Origin of the sequence: Gordonia sp. (in: high G+C Gram-positive bacteria) (assembly GCF_047602025.1) — a bacterium.
Taxonomy (GTDB): domain Bacteria; phylum Actinomycetota; class Actinomycetes; order Mycobacteriales; family Mycobacteriaceae; genus Gordonia.
The window spans coordinates 1,605,244-1,620,310 of the sequence record NZ_JASGII010000001.1; the positions used below are offsets into that span (position 1 = coordinate 1,605,244).

Annotated in this window: 14 protein-coding genes; 1 reads left to right on the forward strand and 13 read right to left on the reverse strand. The window is 70.4% G+C overall.

Going from position 1 to position 15,067, the window contains the following annotated elements; translation table 11 throughout:
• The 4 genes from QM728_RS07955 to tatA form a co-directional block, all read right to left on the reverse strand.
• The gene (locus QM728_RS07955; protein ID WP_415031489.1) at positions 1 to 675 is read right to left on the reverse strand and encodes a DUF4333 domain-containing protein; all 675 of its coding nucleotides are present in this window, start codon (positions 673 to 675) and stop codon (positions 1 to 3) included.
• Between the two features lie 80 nt (positions 676 to 755).
• Positions 756 to 3,569: a DEAD/DEAH box helicase gene (locus tag QM728_RS07960; RefSeq protein WP_415031490.1), complete on the reverse strand. Its 2,814-nt coding sequence runs from the start codon at positions 3,567 to 3,569 to the stop codon at positions 756 to 758.
• A gap of 3 nt (positions 3,570 to 3,572) precedes the next feature.
• Positions 3,573 to 4,511 (reverse strand): twin-arginine translocase subunit TatC, encoded by a 939-nt coding sequence (tatC, locus tag QM728_RS07965; RefSeq protein ID WP_415031491.1) that lies wholly within the window; start codon positions 4,509 to 4,511, stop codon positions 3,573 to 3,575.
• A gap of 15 nt (positions 4,512 to 4,526) precedes the next feature.
• Complete coding sequence (tatA, locus tag QM728_RS07970; protein WP_415031492.1) at positions 4,527 to 4,763, reverse strand: Sec-independent protein translocase subunit TatA; 237 nt, start codon at positions 4,761 to 4,763, stop codon at positions 4,527 to 4,529.
• Positions 4,764 to 4,856: 93 nt separating this feature from the next.
• On the opposite strand from tatA, the gene QM728_RS07975 reads away from it, so the two are divergent.
• Entirely contained in the window at positions 4,857 to 5,663 is an 807-nt protein-coding gene (locus QM728_RS07975) for a polysaccharide deacetylase family protein (RefSeq protein ID WP_415031493.1), read from the forward strand.
• Positions 5,664 to 5,682: 19 nt separating this feature from the next.
• Here the strand turns inward: QM728_RS07975 and QM728_RS07980 are convergent, their stop codons facing one another.
• The 9 genes from QM728_RS07980 to QM728_RS08020 all read right to left on the reverse strand — a co-directional run bounded on the left by QM728_RS07980 (position 5,683) and on the right by QM728_RS08020 (position 15,001).
• Positions 5,683 to 6,705: a helix-turn-helix transcriptional regulator gene (locus tag QM728_RS07980; RefSeq protein WP_415031494.1), complete on the reverse strand. Its 1,023-nt coding sequence runs from the start codon at positions 6,703 to 6,705 to the stop codon at positions 5,683 to 5,685.
• The gene (locus QM728_RS07985; protein WP_415031495.1) at positions 6,706 to 7,698 is read right to left on the reverse strand and encodes a helix-turn-helix transcriptional regulator; all 993 of its coding nucleotides are present in this window, start codon (positions 7,696 to 7,698) and stop codon (positions 6,706 to 6,708) included.
• A 17-nt stretch (positions 7,699 to 7,715) separates the two neighbouring features.
• Entirely contained in the window at positions 7,716 to 9,074 is a 1,359-nt protein-coding gene (pafA, locus tag QM728_RS07990; protein WP_415031496.1) for a Pup--protein ligase, read from the reverse strand.
• 2 nt (positions 9,075 to 9,076) lie between these two features.
• Positions 9,077 to 9,820: a proteasome subunit alpha gene (prcA, locus tag QM728_RS07995; RefSeq protein ID WP_415031497.1), complete on the reverse strand. Its 744-nt coding sequence runs from the start codon at positions 9,818 to 9,820 to the stop codon at positions 9,077 to 9,079.
• A 2-nt stretch (positions 9,821 to 9,822) separates the two neighbouring features.
• Positions 9,823 to 10,653 (reverse strand): proteasome subunit beta, encoded by an 831-nt coding sequence (gene prcB, locus QM728_RS08000; RefSeq protein WP_415031498.1) that lies wholly within the window; start codon positions 10,651 to 10,653, stop codon positions 9,823 to 9,825.
• Complete coding sequence (locus QM728_RS08005; RefSeq protein ID WP_124246511.1) at positions 10,650 to 10,841, reverse strand: ubiquitin-like protein Pup; 192 nt, start codon at positions 10,839 to 10,841, stop codon at positions 10,650 to 10,652. The genes prcB and QM728_RS08005 overlap by 4 nt, the downstream gene beginning before the upstream one ends.
• Before the next feature lie 62 nt (positions 10,842 to 10,903).
• Entirely contained in the window at positions 10,904 to 12,406 is a 1,503-nt protein-coding gene (gene dop, locus QM728_RS08010) for a depupylase/deamidase Dop (protein WP_415031499.1), read from the reverse strand.
• Positions 12,407 to 12,431: 25 nt separating this feature from the next.
• The gene (gene arc, locus QM728_RS08015; RefSeq protein ID WP_415031500.1) at positions 12,432 to 14,123 is read right to left on the reverse strand and encodes a proteasome ATPase; all 1,692 of its coding nucleotides are present in this window, start codon (positions 14,121 to 14,123) and stop codon (positions 12,432 to 12,434) included.
• Positions 14,120 to 15,001, reverse strand: a complete 882-nt coding sequence (locus QM728_RS08020) for a tRNA (adenine-N1)-methyltransferase (protein ID WP_415031501.1) — start codon at positions 14,999 to 15,001, stop codon at positions 14,120 to 14,122. Before QM728_RS08020 ends, arc begins: the two co-directional genes overlap by 4 nt.
• Between the last annotated feature and the right edge of the window lie 66 nt (positions 15,002 to 15,067).

Consider the following 15,067-nt stretch of genomic DNA (forward strand, 5'->3'; position numbering starts at 1 on the left):
TCAGCTGGTCGGCGCGCCGACCTCGAAGCCGCCCTTGTTGTCGATGAAGGTGAGCGTGACGCGCTGACGTCGACCGTCGACGGTCACCGTGCAGCTGAAGGACTCGCCCTTCTTCACCTTCTGCGCCTCGGCGGGGCAACGGACGTTGGAGACGTTCTGCACCTGGTAGTCGTTCTTGAGGATCTGGGTGACGCCCTTCTCGGCGCCGGCCTGCGACAGCTTCTTGGGCGCCCAGCCCGGCACGAAAAAGGCGGTGATGGCCAGCAGTGCGGCGATGGCGAGGACGGTCAGGCCCGAGATCGTCAGGATCTTGCCGGTATTGCCGGACTTGGCGGGCGCACCGGGGAACGGCTGGCCGACCGGCGGGAACTGACCCGGCTGGCCCGGCTGCGGGTACTGGCCCGGCTGCAGCGGGGCGCCGTACGGCTGGCCGGGCTGCGGGGCCGCGGCACCCGGCGGCACCGGGTACTGCACGCCCGGCTGACCCGCGGGCGGAGCGACCGGCTGCTGCGGCGCCGCACCGGGCACCGTGTACTGGTACTGCTGCTGGGGGGCGGCCGGGCTTTCGACGACCTGCGTCACCTCGTCCGCCGACGGCGTCTGGACGACCTGGGTCACCTCTTCGCTCGGGTCGGTGGCGTTGTCACCCGACTGCGGCTCCTGCGGCTCGGTCATGGCATCTCCCTCTCGTCAGGCTCTGGCACGGCGCGCCGCGGACGTGCCGCGGCAGCAGATGGCACCCAACCTACCCCACATCAACCGATCTCGACCGCGACCACACCTCGTCGAATGGCGTTGATGGCGGCGACGGCGGTCCGGCCGACGCGATCCCCGGGGCCGGCGCATCCGGCGATCTGATCCAACAGGTCGATGACCTGGCGGTTCCACCGGACGAAATCCCCGGGCGACAGCAGTTGGCCGGCATCCCCGGCGGCCATCAGGGATTCGGTCAACGACCGACCCGAGGCCCACATCGCGACGGCCACGGAGAACCCGGTGTCCGGTTCGCGCGTCGGCGTCACCCGGTGCCGCGTCTCGACGCCGACGAGGTCGCGCCAGATCCTGGTGGTGTCGGCGAGGGCGCCGCGCAGCGCCGCCGAACCGGGCATGCGGTCCGCGGCGGCGGCCGAGTCCCGGCGCGAGGCGTAGACGAGGCTGGCCACGACGGCCGCCAGTTCGTCGAAGGACAGGTCCTCCCACACCCCCTCGCGCAGGCACTCGCTGACGAGGAGGTCGCTCTCGCTGTAGATCGAGCGCAACCGCAGGCCGACGTCTGTGACGGTCACCTCGCCATCGGCGGAGCGGGCGAGGTAGCCGAGTTCGACGAGGACCGCGACGACCCGGTCGAAGGTGGTGCTCAGCTCCGAGGTCCGCTCAGCGATCTCGGCCTCCAGTCCGCGCACCTCGCGGAGCAGCCGGTTGCGCTTCTGCGCCAGGCGGACCAGGTCGTCGACGTCGGTGGCGCTGTGTGCCGGGTGCTCGCGCAACCGCACCCGCAGCGCGGTCAGCTCCGGGTCGTCGGCGGCCGCGGCGCGCTTGCGCTGCTTGCCCTTGGGCAGACTTACGCCGGTGGCGCGCAGCGCGTTGGCGAGGTCGCGCCGGCCGCGCCCGGTCCGTCGGTCGATCTGTTTGGCCAGGCGCATGTTGCCCAGCACCGCGGGCGGGTTGAGGAAGTCGCGGACCCCGACGCGGCCGCACCAGCCGTCCTCGGCCAGCACCATGGGCTTCGGGTCGACGATGTCGCCCGCGACCTCGACGACGACCGCGACCCCGCGGTGACGGTTGCCGTACAGCCCGATGATCTGCCCGCGCTTGAGGGCGGCCAGGTCTTCGGCGACCTCGACCTGGACGTCCCCGCGACGGGCGAACTTGAGTTCCCGCTCGCGCCGCCGGATGTCTTCGCGCAGCTCCATGTAGCCGACGAACCCCGAGTAGTCGCCGTCGGCATCGGCGTTGTCGATGCCGCGCTCGGCCGCGGCGCGGGACAGTTCGCCATCGGTCTTGCGCAGTTCATGGCGCCGCGCGTCGAGTTTGCGCGCCCGCCCGACAACCGATCGGTCGGCCTGGAACTGGGCGAACGACCGCAACAGCAACTCGCGCGCACCGTCCTGGCCAAGGCGCTCGATCAGGTTGACCGCCATGTTGTATTCGGGTGCGAACGAGCTGCGCAGCGCGAAGGTCCGCGCGCCGGCCAGGCCGGCGACCTCGTTCACCTGCAGCTGGGGCGTCCACACCACGACCGCGTGCCCCTCGGTGTCGATGCCCCGTCGGCCGGCGCGCCCGGTCAGCTGGGTGAACTCGCCCGGGGTGAGGTCGACGTGCGCCTCGCCGTTGTACTTGACCAGTCGCTCGAGCACGACCGACCGGGCCGGCATGTTGATGCCCAGCGCCAGCGTCTCGGTGGCGAACACCATGCGGACCAACCCGGCGGCGAACAGTTCTTCGACCGCGTGGCGGAACGTCGGCAGCAGTCCCGCGTGGTGCGCGGCGAAGCCGCGGCTGATGCCGAGCCGCCATTGGTCCGCGCCCAACACGTCGGCGTCGACCGGGGAGAGTTCGGCCAGGTGCCGGTCGGCGATGACGAGCGCGGCCGCGCGCTGCTCGTCGTCGAGCAGGTTGATGCCCGACCGGATGCACTGCGCCAGCGCGCCGTCGCATCCGGCGCGGGAGAAGATGAAGTCGATGGCCGGCAGGAGGCCCTCGCGCTCGAGGCGGACGACCATGTCCGGGCGCGAGAGCGGCCGGCCGCCCCGACTGCGCTGGCGGCCGGAGCCGCCGCGGCCCCGCTGCCGACCGCCGCGACCGCGACCCCGTCGATCGTCGCGGTCGTCGGTGGTGTGCAGGTCGCGGTGCGCGATGTAGCGGGTCAGCTCCGGATTGACCTGGGACTTACCCGCGGCCAGCGAGTTGCGGTCGTACAGGTCGAAGATCCGGTTTCCGACGAGCATGTGCTGCCAGAGCGGCACCGGGCGAACCTCGTCGACGATGACCGTGGTGTCGCCGCGCACCGTCTGGATCCACGCTCCGAACTCCTCGGAGTTCGACACCGTCGCCGACAGGCTCACGACGCGGACCGACGGGTCCAGGTGCAGGATCACCTCTTCCCAGACGGCACCGCGGAACCGATCGGCGAGGAAGTGCACCTCGTCCATCACGACGTAGGCCAGGCCGTCCAGGGCCGGACTCTCCGCGTAGATCATGTTGCGCACGACCTCGGTCGTCATCACCACGACGGGCGCGTCCGCATTGATCGAGTTGTCCCCGGTGAGCAGGCCGACGTTGCCCGCGCCGTGGACCTCCACGAGGTCGTGGAACTTCTGGTTGCTCAGCGCTTTGATCGGCGTGGTGTAGAAGCACTTGGTTCCGCTGGCCAGCGCCTGGTGCACCGCGAACTCGCCGACGATGGTCTTGCCGGCGCCGGTGGGAGCGCACACGAGCACGCCGTGGCCGGCGGCCAGCGCCTCGCAGGCGCGCCGCTGGAAGTCGTCTAGCGAGAAGTCGAGCCGCGCGGTGAAATCGGAGAGGGCACCCGCGACGTCGGCACTGCTCGGGGGCGATCCGGTCGTCATCGGCTACAGGATGTCATCGAAGCCCTCGGGCTGGCGAACCGATTCCCGGTTCGTCGGCGCCGGGATGGGTCCCGGTTCGGCCAGCGGGGACGCCTGGTCCGCGGGCACCTCGTCGACGGAGGCCCGCTTGCGGTTGCGCCGCTTGTCGTGGATGCGGGCGAACTGGATCGACGCCTCCAGCAGGACCGTGAGCGCGAGCGCGAGGGCGGTCATCGTGAAGGGGTCTTGCCCCGGCGTCACGACGGCCGCGAACACGAACATCGCGAAGATGAGGCCGCGGCGCCACTGCTTGAGGCGCGCATAGGTCAGCACGCCGATCAGGTTGAGCGCGATCAGCAGCACCGGGAGTTCGAAACTGATGCCGAAGATGACCAGCAGGTTGATGATGAACGAGAAGTACTTGTCGCCGGCCAGCGCGGTCGTCTGCACGTCGCCGCCGACGCTGAGCAGGAACTTGAAGGCCTTGGCGACGACGAGGTAGGCCAGCGCGGCACCGGCGACGAACAGCACGCTCGCGGTGACGACGAAACCGACGGCATAGCGTCGCTCGCCCTGGTGCAGCGCCGGCGTGATGAACCGCCACAGCTGGTAGAACCACACCGGCGCGGCCAGTACGACACCCGCGGTCAGACCGACCTTGAGACGCAGCATGAACTGGTCGAACGGACCCGTCGCCAGCAGTCGGCACTGGCCGTCGGCGGTGATCGACGCGCGCAAGTCGTCGGGCAGTTGGCAGTACGGCCCGCGCAGCAGCTCGCCGAGCGACGGGAGCCGGCCCGGTCCGTAGGAGTACCAGAGGAAGCCGATGATCGTGGTGAGGCCGATCGCGATCAGCGCGATGATCAGGCGGGTGCGCAGCTCGCGCAGGTGGTCCACCAGCGGCATGGTGCCGTCGGGGTTGACCTTGCTGCGGCGGCGGCGCGGGTCGAGGGTGATGCGCACGTGGAGGCGGCGCGGCTAGGCCGACTTCTTCTCCGACGAGGAGTCGGCGGCCTTGGTGTCGGCCTGCTCGCCCGGCGGCAGCTCGCGCTGGCCGTCGTCCTTGCCGTCCTTGCCCATCTCGCCGATCTCACTCTTCAGGATGCGCAGCGACTGGCCGAGGCTGCGGGCCGCCGCGGGCAGCTTCCCGGCGCCGAACAGCACCACGACGATGATGGCGACAACCGCCCAGTGCCACGGGCTCAAAGCTCCCATGAGAAACAACTCCTGCTCGTTCGGAAGGACTCACCGGAAAGTCTACGCGACCACCTCCGCGGATCCGCGGCGGCGGCGCCCTACGATTCGGCTATGCACACCCGACGAGACATGGTGCGCCTCGGCGCGGCCGCACTGCTCGGCGGCCTCCTCGGCCCCGTCCTGGTCGGCGAGGCCCCGGCCGAGGCCCGCCGCACCGGCTACCCGCAGCCCCGCCGGTGGGGCACGGCGATGCCCGGCATCGTGACCGCGTTCCCGGCGCGCGGCCGCCAGATCGCGCTCACCTTCGACGCCTGCGCCGGCGGCTACGACCGCGCCCTGATCGCCGTGCTGCGCCGCCACCGGATTCCCGCGGTGCTGTTCCTCAACGCGCACTGGATCGACGCACATCCGCGCGAGACGCGGGCGCTCGCCCGCGACCCGTTGTTCACCATCGGCAACCACGGCACCAGGCACGTGCCACTGTCGGTCACCGGCCGCAGCGCGTACGGCATCGCCGGCACCGCCTCCCCCGCCGGGGCCGCCACCGAGGTCAGCCGCAACCACACCAAGATCGCACGGCTCACCGGGCGGGCGCCGCGCTGGTTCCGCACCGGCACCGCGCACTATGACGACGTCGCCGTGCGCATCGTGGCCGAACACGGCGAGACGCCGGTCGGGTTCACCGTCAACGCCGATGCCGGCGGCACCGAGTCCGTCGCCGGCGTCGAGGCGAAGTTGCGGGCCGCGCGCCCCGGGTCGATCGTCCTGGCACACATGAACCGGCCCGGCTCCGGCACGGCGGCCGCCCTGGCGGTCATCCTCCCGCGGATGCGAGCGGCCGGCTGGGAGTTCGTCTCGCTGGACCGGGTGGTCGGCGACCGCGGCCCGATTCCGGAGCTCGGCAGCAGCGACGGATAGCGGCGGCTACGCGTACCGGCTACGCGTACCGGCGCCGCGCCGCGGCGGCCAGCTCGCGGACCTGATCGGCGATGTCAGGCTGATCGACGACCCGGATGGCGCCGCCGAAGCCGGACAGGAAGCGCACCAGCCACTCCGGCGACCCGTAGTGCACCCGGGCCCGCACCGGGTCCGATCCGTCCGCCGGCGGATCGTCGACCAGGTCGACGAGGTAGTTCTCGACGACCCAGAGCGCCGACCGGTCGATCGCCAACTCGGCGGTGAGCAGGTTCTGCGCGGCCCACCCGGCGGGGGCGCTGGCCGCCACCGCCCGCTCCGGCGGGGCGGCGGGCTCGTCGAGCTGCTCGGCCGCCTCGATCCGGTCGAACCGGAACAGCCGGGTGCCCTCGGACAGGCGGCACCACGCCTGCAGATAGGCCTTGCCGTCGATCAGTTGGACCGCGATCGGGTCCACGACGCGCTCGCCGACCGCGTCCCGCGCCGGCGTGTAGTACCGCAGGCGCAGCGCCCGGTGGTCGCGCACCGCGTCCCGCACCGTGTCGTAGACGGCCTCGCGCCCGTTGCTGGGCGCCGCTGCCCCGGTCTCGTCTCCGGCGGCGGCGCGTTCGGCGGCGGCCCGCTCGAGTTCCTTGCCCCGGGCCCGCAGCCCCTTCTTCTTCGCCCGGACCGGCGCGGCCATGGCCGCCTCGATCTTGGCGATGGCGCGACGGGTCGCATCGGCGTCGACGCCGGGGATGTCGGCCAGCGTCGCCAGCGCGGTCTGCAGGAGCGCCGCCTCGGCACCGGTCAGGCGCAGCGGCCGGTCCATGCCGGCGGTGAAGGCGACGCGGACGTAGCCCGAGTCGTACTGGACGTCGATGAGGTCTTCGAAGCCGTTCTGGCGGTAGCCGCACACGAACAGCTGCTCGATGTCCTTCGTCAGCTGCGACTCGGAGATCCCGAGCTCGGCGGCCGCCTCGCTGACGGCGATGCCCTGACGCGCCGCCAGGTACGGCACCATCGCCAGGAGCCTGGAGAACCGGGAGACCGACGCGCCCGCCATCTACGACACCGCCAATCCGTCGAGGGCGGCGATGACCGCCTCGCGCAGCGGTGCCGGCTCGAGGACCACCGCGTCCGGTCCCGCGCCCAGCACGGCGCGCACCAGCGCGGGGGTCGAGTCGTATTCGATGATCAGCTCGTCACCGGCCTCGCCGGCGAAGTCCTTCGCCGACGACGACATCGCGAGGCGCCGCAGCCCCGCGGCGCGCCCATCCGCGACCCAGATCGTCGCCCGGCCGATCTCCTCGCGGAACGCCGAGTCGACCGACTCGGCGACCAGGTCACGCAGGGAGCCGGGCTCGGCGTCGACGGTGAAGGCCTCGGTCTCGCCGATCGGCGCCACCGCGGTGATCCGGGAGAGGCGGAACGTGCGCCGCTCGTCGCGGTCGCGATCGTGGCCGACGACGTACCAGCGGCCGCGGTGGGTCACCACGCCCCACGGTTCCAGCAGGCGCCGGGCCGGCCGACCGCCCGGGCGCCGGTAGGTCATCTCGACGGCCTGGCGCCGCTGACTCGCCTCCAACAGGTCGCGGAGCACCTGCTCGTCGCCCATGCCGCGCCCGCCGGCGGCCGGACTGACCTCCCACTCCTGATCGGCGGAGACGTCGATGCCGGCGGCGCGCAGCTTCAGCGTCGCGCTCTGGGCGATGGCCGCGACCTCGGCGCTATCCCACAGGGCGGTGGCCAGCGCGACGGCGGCCGCCTCGTCGGACTCCAGGTGGATGTCGGGGAGTTCATAGCGCTCGCGATCGATGCGATAGCCGTCCTCGGCCTCGCCGTACCCGGAGGCCGGACCGGTGATCAGCGGGATGCCCAGGTCGCGCAGATCGGCCTTGTCGCGCTCGAACATGCGGAAGAAGGCTTCGTCGCTGCTGTCGTTCTCGTAGTAGCCGCCCACGTTCTTGCGGATGTAGTCGGCGGACAGGTACTGCCGCGTCGACAACAGGCAGATGACGAGGTTGAGTTGGCGCTCAACCTTTTCGCGTTTGGGCACGGACTACAGGGTACGGCTCACATCGAGGCGATCAGACGATCGACGCGCTCGTCGACCGACCGGAACGGGTCCTTGCACAGCACGGTCCGCTGGGCCTGGTCGTTCAGCTTCAAATGCACCCAGTCGACGGTGAAATCGCGGCCGGCTGCCTGCGCGGCACTGATGAACTCGCCGCGCAGCTTGGCCCGCGTCGTCTGCGGCGGCGTGTGCACGGCCTCGTCGATCGCGTCGTCGGTCGTCACCCGCGAGATCAGGCCCTTGCGCGTCAGCACGTCGGCGACGCCGCGGCCGGGCAGGATGTCGTGGTACGCGAGGTCGAGTTGGGCGATCTTCGGGTCACCGAGCTCGATGTCGTAGCGGTCCAGGTAGCGGTTGAACAGTTTGCGCTTGATGACCCAGTCGACCTCGGTGTCGACCGACGAGAAGTCGTCCGACTCGACGGCGTCGAGCATCCGGCCCCACAGGTCGACGACCTTGTCCATCAGCGGATCCGGGTGGCGGTTGGCCAGGTGGGCGACGGCCCGCGCGTAGTACTCGCGCTGGATGTCCAGCGCGCTGGCCTCGCGACCGCCGGCGAGGCGGACGGTGCGCCGGCCGCTCGGGTCGTGGCTGATCTCGCGGATCGCCCGGATCGGGTTGTCGAGGGCGAAGTCGCGGAAGCTGACGCCGGCCTCGATCATCTCCAGCACCAGCAGCGCCGAGCCGACCTTCAGCATGGTGGTGGGCTCGGCCATGTTGGAGTCGCCGACGATGACGTGCAGGCGGCGGTACTTCTCGGCGTCGGCGTGCGGTTCGTCGCGGGTGTTGATGATCGGCCGCGAGCGGGTCGTCGCGCTGGAGACGCCCTCCCAGATGTGCTCGGCGCGTTGGGACAGGCAGAACTGCGCCGAACTCGGCGTGGCCAGCACCTTGCCGGCGCCGCAGATGAGCTGGCGGGTCACCAGGAACGGCAGCAGCACGTCCGAGATGCGGGAGAACTCGCCGGACCGGACCACCAGGAAGTTCTCGTGGCAGCCGTAGGAGTTGCCGGCCGAGTCGGTGTTGTTCTTGAACAGGTAGATGTCCCCGCCGATGCCCTCGTCGGCGAGCCGGTTCTGCGCGTCCACCAGCAGGTCGACGAGGATCCGCTCACCGGCGCGGTCGTGGTTGATCAGGGTCAGCAGGTCGTCGCACTCGGCCGTCGCGTACTCCGGGTGCGAGCCGACGTCGAGGTAGAGCCGGGACCCGTTGTCCAGGAAGACGTTGGACGAGCGACCCCACGACACAACACGGCGGAACAGGTAGCGGGCGACCTCGTCGGGGCTGAGTCGACGATGCCCCTTGAAGGTGCAGGTGACCCCGAACTCCGTCTCGATGCCCATGATCCGGCGCTGCACGATCAGCCCTTCTTCTTGGCGCCGCCGAGGAGACCGGCGACTTCGTCGTGACTCAACCGGCGGAAGGCACGGCGCGGCCGGGTGCGGTCGAGGACGGCGACCTCGAGGTCGGCGGCGGCCAGTTCGCGCGGTCCGGTCGCGGCCGCCTCGCCGTTGCCGTCGCCGCCCGTGACCGGCGTGGCCAGCGCGGCCACCGCGGTCTGCACGGCCTTGGCCAGCGTCAGATCGGGCTGGAAGGACTCGCCGAGCGCGGCCGAGATGGCGTCGGTGTGCCCGCCCATCACCAGGAAGCGGGTCTCGTCGACGACCGAGCCGTCGTAGCCGATCCGATAGAGCTGCGACGGGGTGTCCTTGCCCGGCTTGGCGACCTCGGCGACGCACAGCTCGACCTCGTAGGGCTTGGGCTGCTCGGTGAACACCGTGCCCAGCGTCGTCGCGTAGGCGTTGGCCAGCGACAGTCCGCTGACGTCGGCGCGGTCATAGCTGTAGCCGCGCAGGTCGGCGAGCTGGATGCCCGCACGGCGCAGGCTCTCGAACTCGTTGTACTTGCCGACGGCGGCGAAGCCGATGCGGTCGTAGATCTCGGAGACCTTGCGCAGCGTGTTCGACGGGTTCTCGGCGACGAACAGGACGCCGTCGGCGTAGGTCAGCGCGACGACGCTGCGGCCGCGCGCGATGCCCTTGCGCGCCAGTTCGGACCGGTCGCGCATGATCTGCTCGGCGCTGGCGTAATACGGGAAGGTCATCGCTACTCCCCCGATCCGTCGCGCGTGTACTGCTGCTCACGGCTGCTGATGATCTCGCGCGCCGCCGCCGCGATCTTCTCGTCGGACACCTCGTCGGCGCCGTCGGGCCCGACGGTCACGGCCGTCGGGAAGATCTTGCGGACGGTGTCCGGGCCGGCGGTCGCCGAGTCGTCGTCGGCCGCGTCGTAGAGCGCCTCGATCGCGATGGCGAGGGCCTCGTCGGCGGTCAGGTCGCCGCGGTAGAGCTTCTTAAGCGAGGACTTGGCGAACACCGAGCCCGAACCGATGGCCTGGTAGCCGCCGAATTCCTCGTGGCGGTCGCCGGCGACGTCGAAGGAGAAGATCCGGCCGCGCGCGGTCGGCTCGGCGTCGTAGTCGAATCCGACGAGCAGCGGGATCGCCGCCAGGCCCTGCAACGCCGCGCCGAGGTTCCCGCGGACCATCGCCGCCATTCGCGACACCTTGCCGTCGAGGGTCAGCGGCACGCCCTCGATCTTCTCGTAGTGCTCGAGTTCGACGGTGAACAGCTTCACCATCTCCACCGCGATCCCCGCGGTGCCGGCGATGCCGGCGGCCGAATAGTCGTCGGTGATGAAGACCTTCTGGATGTCGCGGGTGGCGATCAGGTTGCCCGCGGTGGCGCGCCGGTCACCGGCGATGACGACGCCGCCCGGGTACGACACCGCGACGATCGTGGTGCCGTGCGGCACCGAGTCGGCGGAACCGGGGGCCACCCCGTGCCGCTCGACCCGGCGGCCCGGCAGCAGTTCGGGAGCGTTGGTGGCTAGGTACTCGGTGAACGAGGAGATGTCCGGGCCCTGCGACCGGTTCACTGGCCGCCCTTCTGCACATAGGCGCGCACGAAGTCCTCGGCGTTCTCCTCCAGCACGTCGTCGATCTCGTCCAGCAGATCGTCGGTGTCCTCGGCGAGCTTCTCGCGGCGCTCCTGACCGGCCGAGCCGTCGGGACCGAGGTCGCCGTCGTCGCCCCCGCCACCGGATCGCTTCTGTTCCTGCGCCATGCCGTCTCCCATTCACGCGAATTGGTTCCCACCCTATCGGAAACCTGCCCGTCGGCTCTCGGCTACTTGGCGGTGAGCTCGTCGACGAGTTGTGCGGCCGACTCCACCGAGTCGAGCAGTTCGCCCACGTGGGAACGGCTGCCGCGCAACGGTTCCAGCGTCGGGATCCGGATGAGCGAATCCCCGCCCAGGTCGAAGATGACCGAGTCCCAGCTGGCCGCGGCGATGTCGGCGCCGAACCTGCGCAGACACTCGCCGCGGAAGTAGGCGCGCGTGTCCGGCGGCGGCGTCGTGATCGCCTCGAGCACCTGTGCCTCGTCGACCAGCCGCTTCATCGATCCGCGCGCCACCAGGCGGTTGTAGAGCCCCTTGTCGAGGCGGACGTCGCTGTACTGCAAGTCGATCAGCGCCAGGCGCGGGGCCGACCAGCCGAGCCCCTCGCGCTGGCGGAAGCCGTCGAGCAGCCGCAGCTTCGCCGGCCAGTCGAGGATGTCGGCGCACTCGGCGGGGTCGCGCTCCAGCTTGTCGAGCACGTCGGCCCAGGTGGCCAGCACGTGCGCGGCCCGGTCGTCGTCGGAGTGGTGCAGATCGTGGAACTGCTGGCAGCGGGCGAGATATTCGCGCTGCAGCGCGAGTCCGGTGAGCTCGCGCCCGTCGGCGAGGGCGACCGCCGCGGCGAGCGTCGGATCGTGGCTGATCGCGTGCACCGCCTCGACCGGGCGGGCCAACTCCAGGTCGGACAGGTCGACGCCGGCCTCGATCAGGTCGAGGACCAGGGCGGTGGTGCCGACCTTCAAGTAGGTCGACGTCTCCGCGAGGTTGGCGTCGCCGATGATGACGTGCAGGCGGCGGTAGCGCTCGGGGTCGGCGTGCGGTTCGTCGCGGGTGTTGATGATGCCGCGCTTGAGCGTCGTCTCCAGGCCGACCTCGACCTCGATGTAGTCGGCGCGCTGGGACAGCTGGAAGCCGACCTCGTCGCCGGACTGGCCGATGCCGACGCGGCCCGAGCCGCAGATCACCTGGCGGGAGGCGAAGAACGGGGTCAGCCCGGTCACGACGTCGGCGAACGGGGTGTCGCGCTCCATCAGGTAGTTCTCGTGGGTGCCGTAGGAGGCGCCCTTCCCGTCGATGTTGTTCTTGTAGAGCTGCAGCCGGGGGGCGCCGGGGACGCTCGCGACGTGGCGCGCGGCTGCCTCCATGACGCGCTCACCGGCCTTGTCCCAGATCACCGCGTCCATCGGGTCGATCACCTCGGGCGCGGAGTACTCCGGGTGGGCGTGGTCGACGTAGAGCCGGGCGCCGTTGGTGAGGATCATGTTGGCGGCGCCGATCTCGTCGGCGTCGATGATCGGCGCCGGCCCGCCGCCGCGGCCCAGGTCGTAGCCGCGGGCGTCGCGCATCGGCGACTCGACCTCGTAGTCCCAGCGGGTGCGCTTGGCGCGCGGCACCCCGGCGGCGGCCGCATACGCGAGCACCGCCTGGGTGGACGTCATGATCGGGTTCGCCGTCGGATCATCCGGTGCGGAAATCCCGTACTCGACCTCGATCCCGATGATTCGCTGCATGTCGACCAGCGTAGTGACCCGCCGGCTACAGGTATTGGCCGGTCGACGTCTCGGTGTCGATGGCCCGGCTGGCACCGCTGCTCTTGCCGGTGACCAGCGTGCGGATGTAGACGATCCGCTCGCCCTTCTTGCCGGAGATGCGCGCCCAGTCGTCCGGGTTCGTGGTGTTGGGCAGGTCTTCGTTCTCGGCGAACTCGTCGAGGATCGAGTCGAGGAGGTGCCCGATCCGCAGACCCGGCTGCCCGGTGTCCAACTGCGCCTTGATGGCGTACTTCTTGGCACGGTCCACGACGTTCTGGATCATCGCACCGGAGTTGAAGTCCTTGAAGTACATGACCTCTTTGTCGCCGTTGGCGTAGGTCACCTCGAGGAAGCGGTTGTCGTCGCTCTCGGCGTACATCCGGTCGACGACGCGCTCGATCATGGCGCGGACACAGGCCGCCCGGTCGCCGCCGAACTCGGCGACGTCGTCGGGGTGGATCGGCAGGTCCTCGGTGAGGTACTTGCTGAAGATGTCGATGGCCGACTCGGCGTCGGGGCGCTCGATCTTGATCTTCACGTCCAGGCGCCCGGGGCGCAGGATGGCCGGGTCGATCATGTCCTCGCGGTTGGAGGCGCCAATGACGATGACGTTCTCCAGCCCCTCGACGCCGTCGATCTCGCTGAGCAGCTGCGGCACGACCGTGGTCTCGACGTCGGAGGAAACGCCCGAGCCGCGGGTGCGGAAGATCGAGTCCATCTCGTCGAAGAACACGATCACCGGCGTGCCGTCGGAGGCCTTCTCCCGTGCGCGCTGGAAGATCAGGCGGATGTGCCGCTCGGTCTCGCCGACGAACTTGTTGAGCAGTTCGGGACCCTTGATGTTGAGGAAGTACGACTTCGCCTCGTGGGCGTTGTCGCCGCGCGCCTCCGCCATCTTGCGGGCCAGCGAGTTGGCGACCGCCTTGGCGATGAGCGTCTTGCCGCAGCCGGGCGGCCCGTAGAGCAGCACGCCCTTGGGCGGGCGCAGCGAGTACTCGCGGAACAGTTCCTTGTGCAGGAACGGGAGCTCGACGGCGTCGCGGATCTGCTCGATCTGCCGGCCCAGGCCGCCGATGTCGGAGTAGTCGACGTCGGGCACCTCCTCCAGGACCAGGTCCTCGACCTCGGCCTTGGGGATGCGTTCGAAGGCGACGCCCGCCTTGTTGTCGATCAGCAGCGAATCACCCGGGCGCAGCTTGCGCCGATTCTCGGTCGAATCGTCATCGACGGCGCGCAACGGCTCGGCGAGGACGATGACGCGCTCCTCGTCGGCATGACCGACGACCAGGGCGCGCGTGCCGTCGGCGAGGACCTCGCGCAGCGTGGCGATCTCGCCGGCGACGTCGAACTCACCGGCCTCGACGACCGTCAGCGCCTCGTTGAGGCGCAGCGTCTGGCCGACGCGCATCTCGGTGACGTCGAGGTTGGGCGACACGGTCAGGCGCATCTTGCGGCCGGAGGTGAACACGTCGACGGTCGCATCGTCTTCATAGACCGACTGCAGGATGCCGTAGCCGCTCGGCGGCTGGCCCAGGCGGTCGACCTCTTCCCGCAGGGCGACGAGCTGCTGACGTGCCTCTTTGAGGGTGTCGAGGAGTTTTGCGTTGCGCTCGGAGAGGTTGTCGACGCGCTCCTGCAACTGCTCGGCCGTCCCCGTGGGGCGCGACCCGCCCGTCCCGGTCTGATCCTCGGTCACGACTGCTCCTTCTGCTGCGCACCTTCCACGCTACCGGAATCGGGCTTGTTCGCCCGTCCGGTGGGGCGCCGGTGTGGCCGCAGGGTGGTCTGCCCGTCGGCCAGGCGGCGCGCGGTGACCAGGAAGGCGGTGTGGCCCTGCATCCGGTGTTCGGGCCGCACGGCCAATCCGACGGCGCTCCATTCGCGCAGCAACGACTCCCACGCCCGCGGTTCGGTCCAGCACTCCTGATCGCGCAGCGCCTCGACGATCCGGGACAGCTGCGTGACGGTCGCGACGTAGACGACGAGCACCCCGCCCGGCCGCAGCGTCTGTTTCACCGTGTCGAGGGGCTCCCACGGCGCCACCATGTCCAGGATCATGCGGTCGGCCTGGTCGGCCGGGTCGTGGTCGGCGAGGTCGCCGACGCGCAGTTCCCAGTTGTCGGGCGCGCCGCCGAAGAAGGTCTCGACGTTCTTGCGGGCGTAGTCCGCGTGGTCGTCACGGATTTCGTAGGAGAGGACCGAGCCGTCGCCGACCGCCCGCAGCAACGAACAGCTCAGCGCCCCCGATCCCGCGCCGGCCTCGATGACCCGGCAGCCCGGGTGGATGTCGCCCTCGGCGATGATCTGCGCCGAGTCCTTCGGGTAGATCACCTGCGCGCCGCGCGGCATCGACAGCACGAAGTCGGTGAGCAGCGGCCGCAGGGCCAGGTATTCGGTGCCGGACGTGGCGGCGACGACGCAGCCCTCCGGAGAGCCGATGAGGTCGTCGTGGGCGATGGCGCCGCGGTGCGTGTGGAACTGTTTGCCCGCTTCGAGGACGACGGTGAACTTGCGCGACTTCGCGTCGGTGAGCTGGACGCGGTCGCCCTCGGCGAAGGGGCCGGTGGTCGCCATCGTGGTGTGGTTCCTCTTTCGTAACAGCGCCCGGCACGGGTGCCGATCGGGTGTCGTCAACTCTGT

What these genes read in the sequence shown, in the direction of transcription:
- QM728_RS07980 (WP_415031494.1), bottom strand. Translation starts at nt 6,705, where the DNA reads ATGGCGGGCGCGTCGGTCTCCCGGTTCTCCAGGCTCCTGGCGATGGTG.
- dop (WP_415031499.1), bottom strand. Translation starts at nt 12,406, where the DNA reads ATGCAGCGAATCATCGGGATCGAGGTCGAGTACGGGATTTCCGCACCG.
- QM728_RS07960 (WP_415031490.1), bottom strand. Translation starts at nt 3,569, where the DNA reads ATGACGACCGGATCGCCCCCGAGCAGTGCCGACGTCGCGGGTGCCCTC.
- QM728_RS07955 (WP_415031489.1), bottom strand. Translation starts at nt 675, where the DNA reads ATGACCGAGCCGCAGGAGCCGCAGTCGGGTGACAACGCCACCGACCCG.
- QM728_RS08020 (WP_415031501.1), bottom strand. Translation starts at nt 15,001, where the DNA reads ATGGCGACCACCGGCCCCTTCGCCGAGGGCGACCGCGTCCAGCTCACC.
- QM728_RS07975 (WP_415031493.1), top strand. Translation starts at nt 4,857, where the DNA reads ATGCACACCCGACGAGACATGGTGCGCCTCGGCGCGGCCGCACTGCTC.
- QM728_RS08005 (WP_124246511.1), bottom strand. Translation starts at nt 10,841, where the DNA reads ATGGCGCAGGAACAGAAGCGATCCGGTGGCGGGGGCGACGACGGCGAC.
- prcA (WP_415031497.1), bottom strand. Translation starts at nt 9,820, where the DNA reads ATGACCTTCCCGTATTACGCCAGCGCCGAGCAGATCATGCGCGACCGG.
- tatA (WP_415031492.1), bottom strand. Translation starts at nt 4,763, where the DNA reads ATGGGAGCTTTGAGCCCGTGGCACTGGGCGGTTGTCGCCATCATCGTC.